The organism is Salinispira pacifica (assembly GCF_000507245.1).
GTDB classification, from domain to species: Bacteria; Spirochaetota; Spirochaetia; order DSM-27196; family Salinispiraceae; genus Salinispira; species Salinispira pacifica.
The window spans coordinates 41,626-61,831 of sequence record NC_023035.1 but is presented as its reverse complement, the minus strand read 5'-3'; the positions used below and the strand labels follow the sequence as shown (position 1 = coordinate 61,831).

Here is a 20,206-nt window from a genome sequence, read left to right as displayed (position 1 = left end):
CTTCAGTAATCATTCCCGAAACGGAAAATGGAAACTCCCATGGAAATCAGGATGGAAGCCAGAAGAACGGCAATTCCCAGAAATATCAGCCAGATATACCAGTCACCGGCAAGGGTGTAGAATGTGGGACCTCCGGGGGTCTCCACAGGAATATCCACGGCACTTGCTGCGGCGGTGTACCCGGGCAGCTCAAAGATGATTCTTCCCATGGGATCCACCGCCGTGGTCACGCCGCTGGAGGTGCTGCGAAGGAGATATTTCCGGTGCTCTGTGGCCCGGAACAGGGCGGCGGCAAAATGCTGTTTCGCTGCAACCTCGGTAAGGCTCCAGTAATCGTTGCTGATATTCAGAATCATTCCGGCCCCTTCACGGACAAAGCTCCGCACTTCCAGGGGAAAGGCATCCTCAAAACAGATGGGGGTGGAAAAGCTCAGCTTGGGGTGCTCAAACACGGTAGGCTCTGTTCCCGGCTCCCAGAAATTCACATCGTAGTCCAGCAGAAACTGATACAGCCGGGGAAACTGCCTCTCGTAGGGAAAATGCTCGGTAAAGGGCACCAGTTTCATCTTATGGTAGGTTTCCCGACGGCGGCCTTCATTATCGAAAAGCACCGCCGCATTATAATTCAGGCGTTCAAGTTCACGGCCGTCGTCATCAAGCACAACGGTATAATCATCATTACCGGTAAGCAGCCATGTCTCCATGCTCCGCTGATATTCCAGCATTTGCCGTACCAGACGAACCAGTCGTCGGTCAGGATCCTGATCCTCGGCACCCCAGCGGGAAATATTCGGTACAAACGCAGTTTCACTCCATGCAACAAGATCCACTTCCGGGACTGCATTGAGAATGCCGTCAGTGAGCCGGGTAAGGGTGCGGAAAACTTCTTCATAGTCGTGTTTTCGGGGGTCGGAGTTTTGCTGCACAAGGGCAATGCGCACGCTGCCTTCTTCAACTTCAGCGGGATCTCCTGGCGTTCGTTCATCCGGTATCACCTGAACCATGTTTTCATTGCCATCCAGGATAACCCGGGCTACTTCCTCCGCCTGTTTCGGTCCTGCCTGGAGAAGTGCGATGGCACCCAGAAGATGTATTACTGCGATATACACGGCAGCCAGAGAAAAAATCAGTCTTCTTGCAGGTTTATAGGCTCCGGGAAACACATACAGAGAGGCGATAACTGCGTTTGCCAGATAAAGAATTTGGGAGATTCCCCACATTCCGGTTACGGCAGAGTACTGTATGAGAAGAAGGTTTTTCCACTGGCTGTGAGGCATGAGAGTCCAGGGATATGCGGTAAATCCCTGGGTCTGAACCCAGTCGAACACCGTCCAGGCGGCACTGTACAGAAGTGCAAACATCAGCACGTGGAGGATATAACGCTCTGGGAATATCTTCTCAAAATATCTGAGTATCAGTTCGATGCCCCAGAGAACCAGGAAAAACAGAATTCCATACAGCCCGAGAATCAGGGTTGCCACCTGTAGACTCACCAGACTGAATGTTCCCAGCCAGTAATTCTTCAGAAGCACGGTAAGGATCATCCAGAAAACACCGTAGAACATGAAGCGGGGAAAATAGCTTCTTCTGAGAATGATGAAGAGTGGGATGAGGGCACCCCAGGCAAGGAATCCCAGTCCGTCATGATGAAGAAATGACGGGAAGCTGAAACTGTAGACAACTGCGGATGCGATCACCAAGAGCAGCCGGAAAAAGCTTTGAAGATTTTTCCGGCGCTGACCTTTCACCGAGGTGAGCAGCCGCATCCAAACCGCCGCCGGGTATGCAAGAAGGTATAATCCGTATCTGAACATTACCCGCACCCGCTGGCTCCTGCTGTCCAGGGCCAGGTCCAGCTGTCCGCCGGTTTCAATAAAGCGCTGAACATAGTCCATGTTCGCCGCAAGAGCAAAAATATAGTTGAACAGAAATATTATCAGGGTGAGGGCGAAAATACCTTCGGGCAGGAACATCTGATCGTCCGGGTAGGGCCTATGTCTTCCGTGTCCTGTCTGTTTACTCAGATCATCAGCCATTTTCCAGGCATGCTCCACCTGATTCTTAGGCTGGGCCTGAATGAAAAATACAAATCCTGCCGCCACATGCAGGACGGCCATAAAAATCGGGACTATGTCCGATTGCTGAAAACTGTACGGAATCCCTTTCTCAAAGAGAAAAAGCACAAAAGACATGACGCCTATGAGCACATACAGGGCCGCCCAGGAGTATAGATGTTTTCTCATACAGATATAATATTTTTTCCTGGGGGGAATGAAAAGCCCCGGCGGCGGGCTTGAATGAACTTGCCGCCGCTGCAGGGCATAACTTCAAGGCAGAAGCCTAATTCTCCATTACAGAAACCAGTTCTTCAAGTCCTGCATCATTCATCACCAGTTCTATGATTTTTCTTCCCATTGGATCCAGTTCAGGGGTGAGATACTGTTCAAGCTCCTGTTTGAAAAAATCTCCCAGAATTTTCGCACCGGCGTCATACCCTTCTTTTCCAACCTCTGTCTGATCCTGCACATGCAGCAGAGTGTGGGGAATGGTCTGACCGTTCACCCGGAGATTGGGAAGGGTGTACCCAAGAAGGGGACACCTGCTTTCCACAAGCTGGCCTTCCCGGAATTTCACGGATCCCCGCCGGGCAACGTATTCCCGGACAATCCATTCTGCTTTGAACCCCACATGATAGGCTCCGATATACTGGTTGGGAATAAGAATATGGTCGGTCTCCGGCGTGTTCCTGGTCACATCCAGCAGGATGTTGGCCTGGTTCACCCGTTTGCCGGTTGCAAAGGGCCAGTAGGAACCGACTCCCTCGCTGGAAAGCCCTTTGGTGGCCACAATGCTGGGGTTCGCATGTCCCCGGGGGGCAACAAGTCTCCAGAGCCAGCCCAGTGCAGGGGGAAGAATATGCATCATCCCGATAATTCCGTAGCTGGGTTTTTCCCGGGTGGCAGGGGGGGTGCGGACCCCGAAGCTCCTGACATCAACAGAAACCTTTCCCTCCACGGTGTTATCAACAAACTTCCGGGGCATGATTACCCGGGGGTTGGGGCAGGGTTTTCCCGGCTCATCCATGGTGTGTTCCCATATGAGGGCAGTGGCTCCGGGCTTTCCATCGATATTCAGATATATGAGGGGTTCCGGAGGATCTATGCAGAGTTTTTCTATGTAGGGTTCTTTTCCGTATTCGTTAAGATGATCCACCCGAAGGAACCAGCCGTTTTCAGCATCGCTGATAATGAGTTTACCGTTCTCGGCATGGTGGGCTATGGCCATATCATCGGCAATGGGATGCAGGTCACAGGTGTCATGCAGTTCCAGGTAGAAATCATCCTTGGTAACGGTATTTTTCGCCATGAGTATACGGCCGTCGCTTTCACGGTGGATGGCCTGGGTCATTTCGCTTTTCCCTCCTCCTGAAGCTCCCTCATGGAGAATGACAAACTCGTTGTCATAGGGAGTCACCAGGCGGACCGCCGAAGAATGAAGCGTTGTCCAGTGCTCCTCCTCTCCGATTGTGAGCAGGACGCCGTACACTCCTTTCTTTGCGCTTGGCCCTGGATACAGATTGTAGCAAAACAGCTCATGGAGCTCATCAGTACGGTTATGCACAACAACCTGCTTTCCGTCAAAATGGGTGTGCCGGAACGGGGGGGCCACATAGAGTACGGCCCGGGGTGAAAAATCCTCGGGGATCTGGGACGCGGGTATGAATCCCTGGAGATCAGCCAGGCCGGTTACGAAAAACCCTGCATTTGAGGGGGCAATCAGGAGAGAAGGATAGCCTGAGAAACGGTCGTTCCCGCTGAGGAAGGGGAGAACCACCACCTCACCAAGAGAATTGAACCAGTCCATTGTCTCTGTTCTGGTCGGATCGAAAGAGGTACCGTAGCGCTGGGAATAGGTTTCCTTATCCGTGGGTTTTTCATCCGCAATCAGCATGGCATTGGGATCCCGACGCCGCATATAGGCTTCAGTGTAATTCACTGAAGCACCGTTTTTGCAGCGGGTCACCCGGGCTTCAACATATTTCCCTTTGCCGGGAATATCATAACTCACCTCGAACTCATCGGGCCGTCCCTGAAAGGTCAGGTCCAGAAGTTCCTGCCGGCTTTCCGGCAAAATGACGTGGTTATTCTCAAGAATTTCACGAATATCCGAAGATACATTCAGTCGGTTAAGGTACTTTTGTTTCATGCCGTCTCCATCTTTGTATAATTATACGGCATGATATGTATATATTTTCAAAACATCAAGTCCCAATACCGGCTGACAATGAGGATCCGTTTGATTTGTGTCGGTATATTCTTATATAGCAATGAATTTCGGAGACGGCCGATGAAATTTTGTTGACACTGGAATCTTTTTTATTGTATTCTCCCGATCTACTACTCAAAAGTAATAAAGGTGGTTTGGTATGGCAAAAGCAGCAAAGGGTGCCACCAAAGTGCGTCTGAAAAGCACTGAGAGCGGTCACTGCTACTATACAACCAAAAACAAGCGGAACTTACCCAATAAAATGGAACTTAAAAAGTACGATCCAATTGTTCGCAAGCACGTACTTTATAAGGAAACCAGCAAGTTCTAAGGGACATTCTGGAGGATACTGTGGCAAGGAAATGTAAAATAAGCGGAAAAAAGCCTCTCTCTGGTCATAAAGTTTCAAAGTCTAACATCAAGACTAACAAATGGCAGAGACCTAACATGCAGACCAAGAAGATCTACGATCCCGAACTGGGACGCGAAGTACGCCTTCGCCTCTCCACCCGGGCACTGCGAAGCATCTCCAAGGTAGGCCTTTCCGCATATCTGCGCAAGAAAGGACTCACACTCAAGGAAGTAATGTAGCACCGGACTCCCGGCACCTGACTCAAAGGTGCCGCCGGACTACAGCATTCCATCGATGCTGTGAACCGCATCGGCAGGTCAGAACATGACCTCCCGATGCGGTTTTTTTTGCATATCACCATCTTTGCTTGATATTTCAGATGCTTTGTTCGAATATAATAGTGAGATGTCTGTGATTACCAGTGATAGTGATAAACTGAGGGAGATTATCGCAATTGATTCTGAACTCAACAAGATTCAGGATCAGGATATACTCCTTGAACGGATCCTTTCTGTTGCCCGCCGCATTACCAACGCAGATGCGGGATCCATATATATAAAACGCGATAATAATCTGGATATAAAGTACGCCCAGAATGATACTCTACAGAAAGACCTGGATCCCGGTCAAAAACTGATTTATAAGTTTTTCACCCTGCCTGTAAACTCCAAATCCATTGCCGGCTACTGCGCTTCCGAGAAAAAGCTTCTGAACATTCCAGACTACTACGGCATTCCCAAAGATGCTCCCTACTCCCACAATGCAAAATATGACAAGGATGCGGGATACCTGTCCAAATCAATGCTGGCCATCCCCCTTCTCAACAATATGGGTGCGTGCCTGGGGGTGCTGCAGATCATTAATAAGATGGACGATGAGGGTGAACTGATCGCCTTTACCAATGAAGATGAGCAGCTGGTTCGCCATTTTGCGGTAAATGTAGTCATTGCACTGGAGAAGGCTCAGATGACCCGTGCCATCCTGCAGCGAATGGTTCAGATGGCCGAATTGAGAGACCCCAAAGAAACCGGTCCCCATGTAAACCGGGTTGCCGGTTTCAGCGTTGAACTGTATGACCGCTGGGCATTTAAAATGGGCATTCCTGAACATAAGCGGAACAAGGACCGGGATATTTTCCGAATGGCCTCCATGCTGCATGATGTGGGCAAAGTGGGAATATCCGACACAATCCTGAAAAAGCCCGGCCGATTCGATGAAGATGAATACAGCATTATGAAATCCCATACCCTGATCGGTGCACGGCTGTTCAGGGACAGCCAGTCGGAATTTGATCAGGTAGCCCAGACGGTGGTGTTGAATCATCATGAAAACTGGGACGGCACGGGCTATCCGGGGCATATTGATCTTGATACCGGAAATGCGCTGAAAACCGATGAGGACGGCCGCGTTCTGGGAAAAAAAGGTACCGAAATTCCGGTTTTCGGGAGGATTGTGGCCATAGCCGACGTATATGACGCTCTTCGCTGCAAACGCGTGTATAAGGAAGCATGGAAAGAGGAGGACGTCCTGGAAGAAATCAGAAAACTTTCAGGCACGAAATTCGACCCCGACCTTGTGGATATCTTCTTTGAAGTCTACGACAGACTGCAGACCGTGGCAGATCAGTATCCTGACGAAAGCGAATAGGCTGCTGCAGCACGAAAACCGCAACAGCCGATGTCCGGTAGCCCTCAGGCTTCCTTGAACGCAGCCACCAGCTGCTCAACCATATCTTTTCCGTCTCCGAACAGCATGAGCGAATTGTCTGCGGCAAAGAGAGGGTTGGGAATCCCTGCAAAACCGGGGCTTAGACTCCGCTTGATCACAACCACCGTGCGGCTTTTATCCACATCCAGAATGGGCATTCCGCTGATGGGGCTGCCGCTGGCTTCCCTGGCCAGTGGGTTCACCACATCATTGGCGCCCAGCACGATGGTGACATCGGTATTGCTGAAACCGGGGTTGATCACGTCCATTTCCTTCAGCTTGTCATAGGAGATATTTTCCTCGGCAAGGAGAACATTCATGTGTCCGGGCATACGCCCCGCAACCGGATGAATCCCGAATTCCACTTCTATACCTTCCTGCTCCATAATCTCTGTAAGCTGGCGAACAGCAGTCTGCGCCCTTGCCACCGCCATACCGTAGCCGGGTACAAATACCACACGCTGGGCCATTTTCAGAATCATGGCAACCTCATCCGGTGATGTGGACTTTACCTTACCTGCATACATTTCATCTGCAGTTTCCGTGTCGTCGTCATCCGCAGCACCCAGCCCGCCGAACAGTACGTTCAACAGACTCCGGTTCATGGCCCTGCACATAATCTGAGTGAGGATAATTCCCGAAGCACCCACCAGGGAACCGGCGATAATCAGGATACTGTTGCTTATGACAAAACCGGTTGCCGCAGCAGCAAGACCCGAGTATGAATTTAAAAGGGCGATAACTATGGGCATATCCGCCCCGCCGATGGGTATGGTAAGCAGCAGCCCCAGAATTGAAGAAAGCCCGATGAGCAGCCACAGGTACAGGAGGTTTCCGGGATTCATGACCAGAAGCACTGCAAGAACCAGGATTCCGGCCCCCGCCAGGGCTTTCACAAACTGGTCGGCAGGGTAGCGCACCGCTTTTTCAGTCACAATACCGGAAAGCTTGCCGAAGGCAACCAGAGATCCCCAGAAGGTCACCGCACCGATCAATGCGGATAATACGGTGGCTATCAGAAACTGAAGATCCACCGTTGACGCTCCGCTTACCCCGGCACCGCCGCCTGTGACGGCTTCAAACAGTGCGGCGGTTGCAACAAGAACTGAAGCCCCGCCTCCGAAACCGTTGAACAGCCCCACCATCTGCGGCATGGCTGTCATTTTGATTGTAAGAGCAATGATGGTACCGATCACAGCCCCTGCGGCCATCCCGATAATGATCAGCTGGAAACTCAGTATTTCAGCATTCAGTAGGGTTGCCACAATGGCAATAAGCATCCCCACGGCACTCAGGAAGTTGCCGCCCACCGCAGACCGGGGATGGGAAAGCCCTTTTAAACCCAGGGTAAAAAATACCGCGGCAATCAGGTACATACCGGCTATTAAAACGTTCATATCAATATTCATGCATCACCGCCTATTTCTTTTTGAATTTGCCCAGCATTCGATGAGTTACCAGATATCCTCCCACCACATTGATGGTGGCAAAGATCAGAGCCACCATTCCCAGAATCATTCCAAGACGGGTGTTCTCAGCACCTGTGGCAATGAGTGCACCGATCACGGTTATTCCGGAGATGGCATTCGAGCCGGACATCAGCGGCGTATGAAGTATGGGCGGCACCTTGGTTATCAACTCAAAACCGAGAAATACCGCCAGCACAAATACGGTCAGCAGTTGTAAAAGTTCCATATATCCCCCTTATAATCCCAGAATTCGTTTTCGCTCTTCCACAGGCAGCTCACCATTATGGGTAAGCATGGTGGAGCTGATGATTTCATCTTCCATGTCGATGGAAAAGTTCCCTTCCTTGTCGAAAAAATTCAGAAAGAAGGTTTCGATGTTTTTTCCATACAGCTGACTGGCGTGATACGCCAGGGTTGAGGGAATATTCACCGGCCCGAGGATTTTCACCCCTTTATGATCCACCGTTTCTCCGGCCCTGGACAGTTCGCAGTTACCGCCCCGTTCCACGGCCATATCCACAATTACTGAACCCGGATTCATTGCATCCACCATTTCCCCGGTAACCAGCACCGGAGATTTTTTCCCGGGAATTGCGGCAGTTGTGATTACCACATCACTGTCACCGATTACGTCGGTCATCATCTGCCGCTGTTTCCGGTAAAAGTCCTCATCCATTTCCCGGGCATATCCGCCGCTTCCTTCGGCACTGTCAGTTTCAAGTTCCATTTCAACAAATTTGGCGCCCAGGCTCTGGACCTGTTCTTTTACCGCAGGTCTGATATCGTAGGCGGAGACAACCGCCCCCAGCCGCTTTGCGGTGGCTATGGCCTGTAGACCGGCTACACCCACTCCCACAATAAATACTTTCGCCGGCACAATTGTACCTGCTGCGGTCATCATCATGGGAAACATCTTCGAAAGCTCTCCGGCAGCCAGAAGCACAGCCTTGTAGCCGGCAAGATTCGCCATGGAGGAAAGTACATCCATGCTCTGCGCCCGGGTGATCCTCGGGATCAGCTCCAGGGCAAAACTGCTGATATGCTTATCCCGAAAGATCTCAAAACTGGGGTGGGGCTGATATGGATCCATTGTGCCGATCACCATCTGACCGTCTTTCATGTGAGATGCATCCTTGGCTCCCTGATCTCCGGCCGCAGCACCGCTGCGCACCGTAAAAATAACATCAGCTCGTGAGAACAGATCATCTCTGCCCACCACCTCGGCGCCCTTCTCTGTATAGCTGTCATCGGTATACCCCGACATAAAACCGGCATCCTTTTCAACCATCAGCTGATGCCCGGCTTTGACCAGCTTCTGCACCTGGGAGGGTGCACAAGCCACCCGGTTCTCACCGGGATACAATTCCTTTGGAATGCCTATTACCATACGAACCCCTTTGTAAATGTGGTGTATCTCCCCGTCGATCGGGGCGTCCGGATTATTTGCACGATACCGGAATTATGAATTGAACGCGTAGTCTGTTCGAAAAAAAGCCTGGTTGCAGAACGAAAAGAAAGAGATGATTGCGCACCCTGCTGAACCATGTTCAGTCAATGGATCGTCCCTGTCCCTTCCACCCTGACATACTGCTGTGAACATTCAAAAGCCGTGTGAACCCCTGAAACCAGGAATCTGGAAGAATGGCCCGGAAGAATATCGCAGACGCCACCGAGCGGGGAAGCATTACACGGTTTTTTCGCTTCCGGATGCTTCGCACGATGGCTTTCGCCACATCTTTATGACTTTTCACCAGCGGAACAATGAGTGCTCCCAGCCCTTTCAGCCGTGCTCCCTCAAACATTCCTTTGGCCAGATAGGACGGATGAATGGTGGTGACCCCCGGATTGGTATTTCCCCTGGTATGGATTTCCTGCCGAAGAGCCTCCGAGAACCCCCATACACCCCATTTTGCAGCGGAATAGGCCGCAAGACCTGCGGTACCGATCACACCCGCAGCTGAAGAGATATTCACAATTCGTGAATCTGAGGATTTTTCCAGTGTCTCCAGGGACTGATAACTGAGATACATCAGTGCTTCGAGGTTGATAGTAAGGGTACGGGACCAGAAATGAAATTCCCGCTCCTGAAAAAACCCGTTGGCCACATATCCCGCATTGTTGATGAGTACATCCAGGCCCGAGAGAGCCTCCACCGACCGTGCCAGGGCCCGGTCAACCTCCGGATAATCAGTCACATCGCAAATTTCGCAATGGATGCTGTAACCCAGATTTGCGCACTCCTGCTGAAAGGCATCCAGCGCATCCTTGTTGAAATCCCACACCGCAAGTCTGGCACCAAGCCCCAGAAGAAGCAAAGACGTTTCCCGGCCGATTCCGCCGGCTCCTCCGGTGATAATCACTCTGCTGTCCTGAAACGTGAACCCCATGCTGCCTCCCCCGGATAATTGGTTTGTGCTAGTTCTGCGGTTCTCCCTCCCGGCCAAGAAGATTCCGGGCTTTCTGGAGATCCGGCATATCCTGATTATACCATATTCCCTGAGTAATTTTCACAGAAATTATTCTGTGTACCGCCTCATCCAGTCTCCGGGGCGAAATTTCCCTGCGGATAACCGCGGTACGGATGGCGTCCCTCTGAGCATACGGGGACGGAGGAATCAGAAGCATGTCCGAGCCCGCCTCTATGGCCATAACCCCGGCCTCCTCGGGGCTGTCCACTGCCCTCAAGCCCTGCATCTCCAGAGCGTCCGTAATTATAATCCCGTTAAACCCCATCTCCTGCCTGAGTAGATCTCTGTTGAAAACCGGTGAAAGAGATGCAGGAATGTTCCGGGGCTCGATTTCCGGAAAATAGAGGTGGGCTGTCATAATGCCCAGTGCGCCGGCCAGGATTCCCGCCTGAAAGGGCTTTAGCTCCACTTCCCGAAGCCGGTCCAGGTTAAAGGGCAAACTGATCACCTCATAATGGCTGTCCCCGGAACTCTCTCCATGGCCGGGAAAGTGCTTGAGTACCGAAATAACCCCTTGTTCCTGCAGGGCTTCCACGGCGCTGCGGATATAGGGGATCACCTCCTCCGGGGTGGTGCCGAAGGATCTGGTAGCCACCAACTCATTGTCCGGATCGCTTTGAATATCGGCCACCGGGGCAAAATTCATGTTAAAACCAAGCACCCGCAGTTCCCGGGCCAATATGCCGTATAACCGCCGAAGATGTTCTGTCCCGTGCCGGGCGATCTCTTCTGCGCTGGGAACCGGGGTAACGGGAATTTTTCCGCTTCTGGGGAGGCGGCGCACCAGCCCGCCCTCCTCATCGGCGGCAATAAAGGGCGGGTAGCTGCTGTGCTGTATTATGCCCCTGTTCAGATTGACGAGCTGTTCCGTCTCATCCATGTTTTCCCTGAAAAGTATGACTCCGCCGGGGGCCAGGTCTCCTAAGAGCGCTTTTTCAGCCTCACCCAATTCAAGCAGTCCTTGTCCCCGGGTATCGTAGCGGAGCTGGACGAGAAGAAGCTGCCCGATCTTCTCGTCCAGACTCATCTCCGACAGAATCCTCCAGGCGGGATCGGAATAGGCGGGGAAGGCTGACTCGCCACCCTCTGTCGGGGAATCAGTACGGTTTTCTTCTGCCGCCCTGCCTCCGCAAGAACTGTTGATCAGTGCCGCATACAGTGCTACTATTAATAAAGATACTCCGAGCAGTTTTGTCAGGGACCGCAGGGCTTTCATGAATGAATCTCCTTGTCCCGGCACTTACAGTACCGGGAGGATCAGTTTTCCGTTTCCCGCCCCCCCGCCAGTTACGAAAAGTTCAAAACTAGCAGTCTTAGAAGAATTCATCTGTATACAAATTTACACATCTGAACAGGTTATCATGAAACGGTAAAACCCGGGGTTTTTAATTTCTTTTATTACATGCTTTTATGAACGCATTTTTTCCATATATAGATGGCACGCTTATTGCTTATATATTCCCAGAAGCATGTAAAAGGGATATACAATTATGAGCGATCACAGTTTACCATTAATCGTTACACATAAAGGCAGGATCAAGTCAATCTCCAGGGAAATCCGGACGGAAATCATCCGCAAGGCCATCCATATGCTCATAGCCTTTGTACCCCTGCTGGCCCAGTCGCTGGGACGCACAACAGCGGTGGTTCTTCTGCTTACCGGTATCCTTTTTTACAGTTTTGCCGAAGCTCTTCGGCTGAAGGGCGCACATGTATTCCTGATCACCAAGCTCACCCGACTCTCATCCCGAAAACGGGATCAGGGACATTTTGTACTTGCTCCGGTCACCCTGGGCTTCGGAGCCCTGCTGGCCCTTACGTTTTATCCTGAGCCTGCCGCATCTGTAGCCATATATGCTCTGGCCTTTGGAGACGGTCTTTCCAGTCTCTTCGGAAAGATATTCGGAACCACCAAAATACCTTATACGGGCGGAAAATCACTGGAAGGTTCATTCACATGTTTCACTGCAGTATTCTTCAGCAGTTTTATCGTTCTGCAAATCAGTTTTCTGGCACTGAGCATTGCACTGTTTGCAACGGTACTTGAAGCTCTGCCCACACGGGACTTCGACAATCTGGTGCTTCCTGCAGGAACCGGTCTGTTTGCAGCCCTCCTGCTTATGTAGACCCGGCGGATCAAACCCGAATCACCTGACCATCAGTACCAAAAGAAATCGTAAAAAAGCCGTAAGAAGTACATAACAATCCCAACACCCAGCAACACCGAACCCGCCGCGCTTCCGGCTATGCCTTGGGAAAAAAACATCAGACTGTGTCCGATCATAAACATGGATGCGGATAATACTCTCAGAAACTCATCTTTGCTGAACCGTTCCCAGAAGTGGAGTGCGTAGCCGAGAATGGTTATCAGAATAACCCCGCCTGCCATCCACTGCAGCCGGCCGCTGTAGGCAAGGGTGTAGAGAAAATTCCGTGAGAAACTGGATGTATCCACCGGAAGATAGAGAGAAATGAACATTGAAACCGCCACGATAATGATCATTGCAGTACCCTGATGCTGAAACTTGATTCCCACAAAATAGAGACTGATGAGAAAAACCGAAAACAGCCCTCCCAGATACATGCTCAGGCATACCCTGGTAAGAATTACCAGTACATCCAGGTCAGCCCCGAGAATATACAAATAGAGGGAGAACGCTTTCAGTGATTCCCCGCTGAGACTCACAAGAAACAGAAAAAAGAACATCAGATGAGAGGCGCTGATCCTCCGGAAAAACCGCAGGAACACCCCTGCAGAAGCCAAGGATATGATGAGACTGCCGGCCGAAATGAGCGTTACCCGTAGAAGGTTCACCCGTCCTGTAAGATTTCCCCCGTCCTTCAGCAGGTCGGGAAGAGAGCTTTGGGGAGTGCTGATAAAGGGAACCCCCGGCAAATCCAGAGATAATTCCGGCAGCATACCCGGAAGAAAGGTGTAGATGGTAAGAATTGATGCTGCTGCGGTGGATACAATTATCAGAATAAAAAGCAGCCAGTAAACTCCGTTTCGTGTGCGTACCGTCATACATCAAAGTATAGCATGCACAAACGGAGAAAAAGCTATAGAATTTTCCATGAAGTTCGATAAACTAAATGGAGGATCATCCATGGAAACGAAATCACATCGGTGCTCATTCAGCATTTTTCTCCTCGCATTTATCCTGACCGCAGGCTCCGGCCACCTGTTTGCCGGGGATATAGCATCCTTCATGAACCTGGGCTTCTCCCCGGATGGATCAACATTTATGTTCGGTCAATACGGCATTCATGACGACAGTTCAAAGCCCTACGCCGAAAGCTATATTGTTGATGTGGCGGCAAATGAATTTGTTCCGGGTGGAACGGCCCAGTTTCTCTCCGATAATGCCGCTCAGCCGGGACAGGACGGAATCGGCGCCCTCTTCAACCTGGTGGGCATGCAGCATGAAATAGCACAAAATTATGAAATTGATCATCTCCGCTCGGGAAGACTCGTGTATCTCTATATCAACGGCAGTGAACCCAGGCGTCAAATCTCATTCCGGGATTTCAACACAGGGAATTCCTATACCATCGAACTTGTACAGAATGTCCGGGGTGGTGATGAAAATCCTGAAGCCGCCTTTCACATCAATTTAAACAGCGTGAGCACCGACGGAACCCGGAGCGCAAAGACCATCGGTCTGCCCAACTATTACCGGAAAGGCATTAACGATTACAATCTCAAGCAGGTGCTGGTTTCTCCGGACGAACAGTCTGTAATAATCGTTGTGGAAAAAATACTCGATGACGAAGATGGCCGCTATCTCCGCTATATGGTTGAAACTGCGCGTCTTTCCAACTAATATCAGCACCAAATCACATATCCATATACTCCGGATTAACACAGGAAGAAACAATGGCAGAAAAGATTACTCCCCGAAGCGAGAACTATTCCGATTGGTACATTGATATCGTTACCCAGGCGAAACTTGCGGATTACAGCCCCGTACGGGGAAGCATGGTGATCCGGCCAAGGGGATATGCCATATGGGAGAAGGTTCAGTCAGCCCTCGATACAATGTTCAAGGAAACCGGGCATGAAAACGCATACTTTCCCCTCCTTATACCTGAAGAGTTCATGCGCCGGGAAGCTGAACATGTTGAGGGGTTCGCCCCGGAGCTTGCGGTCGTTACCCACGGCGGCGGTCAGGAACTTGATGAGCCCCTGGTTATCCGTCCCACATCCGAAACCATCATCTGGAGCATGTACAAAAAATGGATTCAGTCCTACCGTGATCTTCCTCTGCTGATCAATCAATGGGCAAATGTAATGCGCTGGGAAAAGCGAACCCGTCTCTTTTTACGTACATCTGAATTTCTTTGGCAGGAGGGACATACCGCCCACGCCACCGCCGAAGAAGCTGAAGAAGAAACCAAAACCATGCTCAACGTATATAAAACCTTTGCAGAGGAATACATGGCTCTGCCGGTGCTCACCGGGGTGAAAAGCGAAAATGAAAAATTTGCGGGAGCCATCGACACATATGCAATCGAAGCCCTGATGCAGGACGGTAAAGCTCTCCAGGCAGGCACAAGTCATTTTCTCGGTCAGAACTTTGCCAAAGCGTTCGATGTAAGCTTCCAGAACAAAGAGGGAAAGCTCGAGCATGTGTGGGCCAGCTCCTGGGGTGTATCCACCCGTCTCATCGGTGCGCTGATCATGGCCCATTCCGACGACAGCGGCCTGGTTCTCCCGCCCCGGCTTGCACCCACCAAGGTTGCAGTAGTCCCCATTTTCCGGAACAAGACCAAAGAGCAGGTTATGGCGTATGCCGAAAAGATTTTCGGAGAAATAAAGGAAGAGGTGGGCGGCCTGCCGAAATCTGTGATCCTGGATACCGACGAACAGAACTCTCCAGGCTGGAAATTCGCCGAATATGAAATGCTCGGCGTACCTGTCAGGGTTGAAATCGGTCCCAGAGATATGGAAAACAACAAGGTAATGGTGGTTCGCCGGGATACCAAAGAGAAAATTCTCATGGATGCCTCCGAAGCTCCGGCAAAAATTCCCCGGCTGCTGGAAGAAATCCAGCAGGGGCTTTTCCAGAAGGCCAAGGCCTTCCGGGAGGAAAACAGCCGAACAGCGGAAAGCTATGACGAATTCCGGGAAATATTCAGCGGTGACGGCGGCAAGGGCTTCGTGACCGCAGCATGGAACGGAGATCCTGCAGTGGAGGACCGGATTAAAGGGGAAACCAAGGCAACCATCCGGGTATTACCCTTCGGAAATGAGGAAGAAGCCCGTGGGAAAACCTGTATTTTCACCGGTGAACCGGCCAAACACATGGCGGTCTTTGCACGGGCCTACTGATCCCCCATATCTGAGATCTAAATCAACCATACAAATCAATGGCAATGCATTATCCACAACAGGGCCTGCTGAAAGGCATCAGGCCCTGTTTTTTTCCCTGGCCAGACTCTTCAAATCCGGAATTTTTTCCCCGCCCTCTGCTTTTACCCATTCCTCATGATATACTGTGAACTATGAAGATCCGGCTTGTATGCGTTTTGCTCATGGTGTTCCTCATCATTCCTGTTTGGGCGGTAGAAACAGATATTCAACTCTTCAGAGGAGGACTTCTCTGGCAGGGACAGTCACAGGAAACGGATTTTACCGGAGGTGATGCAAACGGCATTTCCGCCAGCCAGATCATCACCTATGCAGGCACCGGCGTTACCATCTCATTCAGTGATTTTCTGGGAATCGCACCGGCGTTGGATCTCTATACGGACGAAATGGTGTACCTTGAGGACTACGGACGGGCGTTCCCCACCCAAAAGACCACAGGAAGTTTTACCGGCCCGGTTGCCGTGCTTCTGGCTCTGAACCTCAACATTCCCTGGTATATGCAGGTTGATATCAGCAGCATCACATCGTTCTCCCTGGCCGCAGGGCCGGGGCTTTTATTCAGAATCCCGGTAATTCCCCTGGACGGTACAGAGAGCATGTCCGAAATTTCCAACTACACCCTGGGCAGGGGACGGTGGATCAATCTTCAGTTTGAACCTGCTCTAAATTTCCGGATAAACGATTGGTTCGGATTCAGCGTGGGTTCCAAGGTGATCCTCCCCATCTGGCATCTCTGGGACGGGTCGGACCTTCCGTTTTGGGACAGCCTCAGTGCAGGCACCATGATCAGGATGAACATCCTCATGTGAACATTCTCACATAGATTCTCACATAGTATAGATGGACGCCCCTTGGCCGAGGCTCCCGGGCTGTGCCCGGGGTACCGGGTCAGCGAAGCGGTGTTTAGAGAAAATCCTTCACCGGGACGCTGCGCACCATGGATTCACGATCAGCCACCAGCTGGTTTATCAGCAGTATCACCATAATATCAACAAGAACCGAAAGTGCCGTGAGAATGGGGGCTATGGGGAGAAGTATGAGAAACCCCTCTTCCAGACCCTGCCCGTACCAGGCGGATATTAGGGATAAGCTTACAACCATTCCGCTGCCGGGAACCGTTCCCAGCATAAAACTGATGAGAATGCTTGATCCGATGATCCAGAGGTACTGTACGAAGGTTACATCCAGACTGGAATATGATCTGAGTATCAGGACGAAGCTGATTGCGGTAACCAGGGCTGTACCGCTCCTGCTGAAGACCGCTCCCAGAGGCAGCATGGCCGATCCGGCTTTCTGCTGGATTCCCATGTTTTCCCCCACGCTTCCGTGTGCTGAACTGAGGGTGAAATACATATCTCCCGAAAGAAGGGCTGAAATTCCTGCCGGCAAGGCGGAAAATATCCACAGAAACGGATTACGTTCGCGGTTCCCCAGGAAATAGAGAAGTGCGGGAATGAGAACGAACAGAACAAACAGAACTGCGCCGATCACCACGAACAGCAGCTGGGTGAACAGTTCAAGATCAACCATTCCCCGAAGCTGGGATGTACGGTATGCAGCCATGAAAAAGAGTCCGAAGCTGAGAATTTCAAGTACCACCCGGTTCAAGTTCCGGAAAACCCGGCTGAGACTTTCAAAAACATCAATCACCGGTGCGGAAACAGACCGGTTTCTCAGAAGACCGATTCCAAGGATCACTGCAAAAATAACCAGGGGAAGAAGGAAGTCACCGTTTCCGGTAAACACATTGAAGAGATTTTTCGGGAAAACTCTGGTGAACTGTTCTGCAAGACCCGGCAGGGGGGTGACCTGGGCCTCTTCTATGATAATCGGTACCCGGTCGGGGGAAAAAACAGCTACAAATACCGCTCCGATAACCCCTGAGCTGATGGCCGCAGCAACAATATAGGCCAGACTCCGGCCGTATAATTTGAAGAAACGGTTTTCCATCCAAAGCTCGTACGTCCCGATGGTCAAACCGAAAAACACCAGGGGAAAGATGAGGTACCGCCCTATGTGCAGCACATAGGTATACAGATTCTGTAAATATACTTCGGTATCGCCGCCGTTCAACGGGAGCAGAATTCCCAACAGAATTCCTGCTGCTGCGGCGATCAAGTATTTGATCCAGAGTTTCATGAAATGAGCTTAATAGAAAGCCCGGGGCAGGTCAATCAGCGCCCGAAACCGAAGAATCCGGTTTTATTCTTGTTATACCATTTTCCGCCGGGACGGTCCTGGAGAACCGTATCGCAGATAAAATCTGCATACCCATCTGTATCATGTTCATTGTCCTGAAACCCGCGGATTTTGAATTTTTCCCGGCCGTAATAGGTGAAGAACGCATTGCTCATAGCTTCTATGCCTCCAAGAATGAGTGCGTCGAAGGGGGCGGGAACATTCGGACCGGTATTATGGATAACAATGTTTATGGATCCGCCGTTCCGGTTCTGAAAATGTCCAATGCTTTCCTTGAGCAGGAAAACAAAGCCTTTCACCTCTTCATCTATTCCCGTTTCGATCTGCCTGCTTGTCATCATCTGAAGCTGATCCGAGTTTCCCATAATTGAAAAAAGAATAAATATATGATCCAGCTCGATCTTTTTATTCCGGAGATCCAGAAAGAGCGCCCGGGATGAAAACGGTGATCGCCGGTCATGGGACGTAATAATCAGTTTTTCAGGATCCGCATCGGGATACAGTACGGTTTCATCCTCTTTCTCAACTGTTGCAATAATTCTGCCGTCCTGCTTCAGCCAGCGGTTGGCCAGACTGGTGTTTAGAGGACTTTGATTTCCTGTTATCAGAAGGGTATCTTCCATGCTAACTTGAGTCTATATTCAGGTATATCCATGGTCAAGTGGAAGCTTGCGAAGGATTGCCCGGGAGGTTAGATGAAAATCGCAGTGGGACAAATCAATTCGGTAATCGGTGATTTTTCCGGTAATGTGAAGCGCATACTCAGCTACAGCCGGGAAGCTGCTGATGCGGGTGCGGAGATAATTGTATTTCCCGAGCTTTCGGTATGCGGATATCCTCCCATGGACCTTCTGGATCATCCCGCCTTTCTACAGGACAATCTGAAGGCTCTCAGACGGCTTCAGCATGAACTCCCGCCGGAAACCGCCGTAGTTGTTGGCTATGTGGAGAAGAACCCGGGACTAAAGGGCAAAGCCCTGCAGAACACCGCCGCCGTGATATACGGAGGCAGAATTGTTCACCGACAGGAAAAAACGCTTCTTCCCACATACGATGTATTCGATGAAGCCCGGTACTTCGAACCCGCCCATTCCAGAACCGTCTGGAAATTCGGCCATCGCAAAATCGGAGTGGCCATCTGTGAGGATATGTGGTGGGAGGATGAGGATGCCGGGAATCTCCGGTATGCCGTCGATCCTGTGCAGGAACTGCTGGATGAGGGCGCCGAACTGATTCTTGTGCCCTCGGCAAGCCCCTTTCATGCAGGGAAGCTGAATACCCGGAAAAAACTGATCCACAATATCGGCAGCTCCAGCCGGGTGCCGGTGGTATATGCCAATATGTGCGGTGCAAACGATAATCTGATTTTTGACGGCCGGTCATTAATATCAGATTCCCACGGTGATATTCATGCCATGGGCGAAGGGTTCCGGGAACAGCTGCTGGTTGATGAAATTGTAGAGAACGGCAGGGCTCTGGACGTCTCAGTTGATTCATATGAGGAAATCGAACAGGCTCTCCACCTGGGGATCTCCGACTATCTGAAAAAAACGGGCTTCCAGCGGGTACATCTGGGACTGTCCGGTGGAGTGGATTCCGCCCTGGTTCTTACCCTGGCAGTCCATGCTCTGGGAAAAGAAAAGGTGGAGGCATTTATGCTGCCAAGTCAGTATTCCTCCAGCGGAAGCATCAGCGACTCGGAGAAGCTCTGCCGCAACCTGGGAATTACCCCCAAAACCATTGCCATCGAGCCGCTGTACAACGCATTCGAATCTTCCCTCGCCCCCCATTTTGAGGGTACCCAACCCGGCCTTGCGGAAGAAAATATTCAAGCCCGCATACGGGGTACTCTACTTATGGCCTATTCCAACAAATACGCCAGTCTGGTGCTCACCACCGGAAACAAGTCGGAACTGGGTGTGGGATACTGTACGCTGTACGGCGATATGGCCGGTTCACTTGCGGTGATCGGGGATTTATTCAAGACTGAAGTGTACGCTCTGTGCCGGCATATCAACAGAAACGGGGAAATCATTCCCGAAGAAATTATCAGTAAGCCCCCTTCTGCGGAACTCAGACCCGACCAGAAAGACCAGGACAGCCTGCCGGATTATGAGATACTGGACGGGATTCTCAAGCTTTACCTGCACCGGGGCTATACAACCCGGGAACTGATCGACATGGGTTTTGAACAGGAAGTGGTTCAGAAAGTTATCGGACTTGTGGCCCGTTCGGAGTACAAACGACGGCAGGCACCGCCGGTGCTGAAAGTATCACCCAAGGCCTTCGGTACCGGACGCCGGATTCCCATTGCCCGGAATATGTATGAGCAGAAGCTCAGCAGAGATATTTGATACAGTGCAAGTATCTTGCG

18 protein-coding genes are annotated in these 20,206 nt (G+C 51.1%); 8 read left to right on the top strand and 10 right to left on the bottom strand.

The annotated features are described in order from the left end of the window. Positions 1-2: 2 nt before the first annotated feature. On the bottom strand, positions 3-2,243 hold the full coding sequence (gene lnt / locus L21SP2_RS16530) for an apolipoprotein N-acyltransferase (RefSeq protein ID WP_053335523.1): 2,241 nt from the start codon (positions 2,241-2,243) through the stop codon (positions 3-5). 97 nt (positions 2,244-2,340) lie between these two features. Then, complete coding sequence (locus L21SP2_RS00230; protein ID WP_024266428.1) at positions 2,341-4,206, bottom strand: DUF4914 family protein; 1,866 nt, start codon at positions 4,204-4,206, stop codon at positions 2,341-2,343. A 220-nt stretch (positions 4,207-4,426) separates the two neighbouring features. Between L21SP2_RS00230 and rpmG the strand changes: the two genes are divergently transcribed. The 3 genes from rpmG (at position 4,427) to L21SP2_RS00215 (ending at position 6,265) form a co-directional block, all read left to right on the top strand. Continuing rightward, on the top strand, positions 4,427-4,597 hold the full coding sequence (rpmG, locus tag L21SP2_RS00225; RefSeq protein WP_024266427.1) for a 50S ribosomal protein L33: 171 nt from the start codon (positions 4,427-4,429) through the stop codon (positions 4,595-4,597). 20 nt (positions 4,598-4,617) lie between these two features. Further along, entirely contained in the window at positions 4,618-4,857 is a 240-nt protein-coding gene (rpmB, locus tag L21SP2_RS00220) for a 50S ribosomal protein L28 (RefSeq protein ID WP_041400928.1), read from the top strand. 166 nt (positions 4,858-5,023) lie between these two features. Beyond that, positions 5,024-6,265, top strand: coding sequence for an HD domain-containing phosphohydrolase (locus L21SP2_RS00215; protein WP_041400926.1), 1,242 nt, complete (start codon positions 5,024-5,026; stop codon positions 6,263-6,265). Between the two features lie 44 nt (positions 6,266-6,309). Here the strand turns inward: L21SP2_RS00215 and L21SP2_RS00210 are convergent, their stop codons facing one another. From L21SP2_RS00210 to L21SP2_RS00190, 5 genes are all read right to left on the bottom strand, one after another. Next, positions 6,310-7,722, bottom strand: a complete 1,413-nt coding sequence (locus tag L21SP2_RS00210) for an NAD(P)(+) transhydrogenase (Re/Si-specific) subunit beta (RefSeq protein ID WP_041401803.1) — start codon at positions 7,720-7,722, stop codon at positions 6,310-6,312. Between the two features lie 22 nt (positions 7,723-7,744). After that, entirely contained in the window at positions 7,745-8,020 is a 276-nt protein-coding gene (locus tag L21SP2_RS00205) for an NAD(P) transhydrogenase subunit alpha part 2 (protein WP_024266423.1), read from the bottom strand. 9 nt (positions 8,021-8,029) lie between these two features. Further along, entirely contained in the window at positions 8,030-9,181 is a 1,152-nt protein-coding gene (locus tag L21SP2_RS00200; RefSeq protein WP_024266422.1) for a Re/Si-specific NAD(P)(+) transhydrogenase subunit alpha, read from the bottom strand. A 160-nt stretch (positions 9,182-9,341) separates the two neighbouring features. Continuing rightward, positions 9,342-10,181, bottom strand: coding sequence for an SDR family NAD(P)-dependent oxidoreductase (locus L21SP2_RS00195; protein ID WP_024266421.1), 840 nt, complete (start codon positions 10,179-10,181; stop codon positions 9,342-9,344). 28 nt (positions 10,182-10,209) lie between these two features. Next, positions 10,210-11,478: a glycoside hydrolase family 3 protein gene (locus L21SP2_RS00190; protein ID WP_024266420.1), complete on the bottom strand. Its 1,269-nt coding sequence runs from the start codon at positions 11,476-11,478 to the stop codon at positions 10,210-10,212. Between the two features lie 274 nt (positions 11,479-11,752). Between L21SP2_RS00190 and L21SP2_RS00185 the strand changes: the two genes are divergently transcribed. Next, a complete protein-coding gene (locus L21SP2_RS00185) occupies positions 11,753-12,388 on the top strand; it encodes a diacylglycerol/polyprenol kinase family protein (RefSeq protein WP_024266419.1) in 636 nt (211 codons plus the stop codon). A gap of 32 nt (positions 12,389-12,420) precedes the next feature. Here L21SP2_RS00185 and L21SP2_RS00180 read toward each other — a convergent pair whose 3' ends face one another. Next, complete coding sequence (locus tag L21SP2_RS00180; RefSeq protein WP_024266418.1) at positions 12,421-13,287, bottom strand: hypothetical protein; 867 nt, start codon at positions 13,285-13,287, stop codon at positions 12,421-12,423. A gap of 82 nt (positions 13,288-13,369) precedes the next feature. Between L21SP2_RS00180 and L21SP2_RS00175 the strand changes: the two genes are divergently transcribed. The 3 genes from L21SP2_RS00175 (at position 13,370) to L21SP2_RS00165 (ending at position 16,442) form a co-directional block, all read left to right on the top strand. Further along, positions 13,370-14,086: a DUF2259 domain-containing protein gene (locus L21SP2_RS00175; RefSeq protein ID WP_024266417.1), complete on the top strand. Its 717-nt coding sequence runs from the start codon at positions 13,370-13,372 to the stop codon at positions 14,084-14,086. A 53-nt stretch (positions 14,087-14,139) separates the two neighbouring features. Beyond that, positions 14,140-15,594, top strand: coding sequence for a proline--tRNA ligase (gene proS / locus L21SP2_RS00170; RefSeq protein WP_024266416.1), 1,455 nt, complete (start codon positions 14,140-14,142; stop codon positions 15,592-15,594). Positions 15,595-15,767: 173 nt separating this feature from the next. Further along, positions 15,768-16,442 (top strand): hypothetical protein, encoded by a 675-nt coding sequence (locus L21SP2_RS00165; protein WP_041400924.1) that lies wholly within the window; start codon positions 15,768-15,770, stop codon positions 16,440-16,442. Between the two features lie 94 nt (positions 16,443-16,536). Here L21SP2_RS00165 and L21SP2_RS00160 read toward each other — a convergent pair whose 3' ends face one another. Together L21SP2_RS00160 and L21SP2_RS00155 are read right to left on the bottom strand one after the other, a co-directional pair. After that, positions 16,537-17,772: a dicarboxylate/amino acid:cation symporter gene (locus L21SP2_RS00160; protein WP_041400922.1), complete on the bottom strand. Its 1,236-nt coding sequence runs from the start codon at positions 17,770-17,772 to the stop codon at positions 16,537-16,539. A 35-nt stretch (positions 17,773-17,807) separates the two neighbouring features. Next, positions 17,808-18,455, bottom strand: coding sequence for a hypothetical protein (locus tag L21SP2_RS00155; RefSeq protein ID WP_024266412.1), 648 nt, complete (start codon positions 18,453-18,455; stop codon positions 17,808-17,810). 72 nt (positions 18,456-18,527) lie between these two features. Between L21SP2_RS00155 and L21SP2_RS00150 the strand changes: the two genes are divergently transcribed. Beyond that, positions 18,528-20,186 (top strand): NAD+ synthase, encoded by a 1,659-nt coding sequence (locus L21SP2_RS00150; RefSeq protein ID WP_024266411.1) that lies wholly within the window; start codon positions 18,528-18,530, stop codon positions 20,184-20,186. Positions 20,187-20,206 lie beyond the last annotated feature (20 nt).

Coding starts and splice junctions, on each gene's coding strand:
- lnt (WP_053335523.1), bottom strand. CDS start 2,243: ATGAGAAAACATCTATACTCCTGGGCGGCCCTGTATGTGCTCATAGGC.
- L21SP2_RS00230 (WP_024266428.1), bottom strand. CDS start 4,206: ATGAAACAAAAGTACCTTAACCGACTGAATGTATCTTCGGATATTCGT.
- rpmG (WP_024266427.1), top strand. CDS start 4,427: ATGGCAAAAGCAGCAAAGGGTGCCACCAAAGTGCGTCTGAAAAGCACT.
- L21SP2_RS00215 (WP_041400926.1), top strand. CDS start 5,024: ATGTCTGTGATTACCAGTGATAGTGATAAACTGAGGGAGATTATCGCA.
- L21SP2_RS00210 (WP_041401803.1), bottom strand. CDS start 7,722: ATGAACGTTTTAATAGCCGGTATGTACCTGATTGCCGCGGTATTTTTT.
- L21SP2_RS00205 (WP_024266423.1), bottom strand. CDS start 8,020: ATGGAACTTTTACAACTGCTGACCGTATTTGTGCTGGCGGTATTTCTC.
- L21SP2_RS00200 (WP_024266422.1), bottom strand. CDS start 9,181: ATGGTAATAGGCATTCCAAAGGAATTGTATCCCGGTGAGAACCGGGTG.
- L21SP2_RS00195 (WP_024266421.1), bottom strand. CDS start 10,181: ATGGGGTTCACGTTTCAGGACAGCAGAGTGATTATCACCGGAGGAGCC.
- L21SP2_RS00190 (WP_024266420.1), bottom strand. CDS start 11,478: ATGAAAGCCCTGCGGTCCCTGACAAAACTGCTCGGAGTATCTTTATTA.
- L21SP2_RS00185 (WP_024266419.1), top strand. CDS start 11,753: ATGAGCGATCACAGTTTACCATTAATCGTTACACATAAAGGCAGGATC.
- L21SP2_RS00180 (WP_024266418.1), bottom strand. CDS start 13,287: ATGACGGTACGCACACGAAACGGAGTTTACTGGCTGCTTTTTATTCTG.
- L21SP2_RS00175 (WP_024266417.1), top strand. CDS start 13,370: ATGGAAACGAAATCACATCGGTGCTCATTCAGCATTTTTCTCCTCGCA.
- proS (WP_024266416.1), top strand. CDS start 14,140: ATGGCAGAAAAGATTACTCCCCGAAGCGAGAACTATTCCGATTGGTAC.
- L21SP2_RS00165 (WP_041400924.1), top strand. CDS start 15,768: ATGAAGATCCGGCTTGTATGCGTTTTGCTCATGGTGTTCCTCATCATT.
- L21SP2_RS00160 (WP_041400922.1), bottom strand. CDS start 17,772: ATGAAACTCTGGATCAAATACTTGATCGCCGCAGCAGCAGGAATTCTG.
- L21SP2_RS00155 (WP_024266412.1), bottom strand. CDS start 18,455: ATGGAAGATACCCTTCTGATAACAGGAAATCAAAGTCCTCTAAACACC.
- L21SP2_RS00150 (WP_024266411.1), top strand. CDS start 18,528: ATGAAAATCGCAGTGGGACAAATCAATTCGGTAATCGGTGATTTTTCC.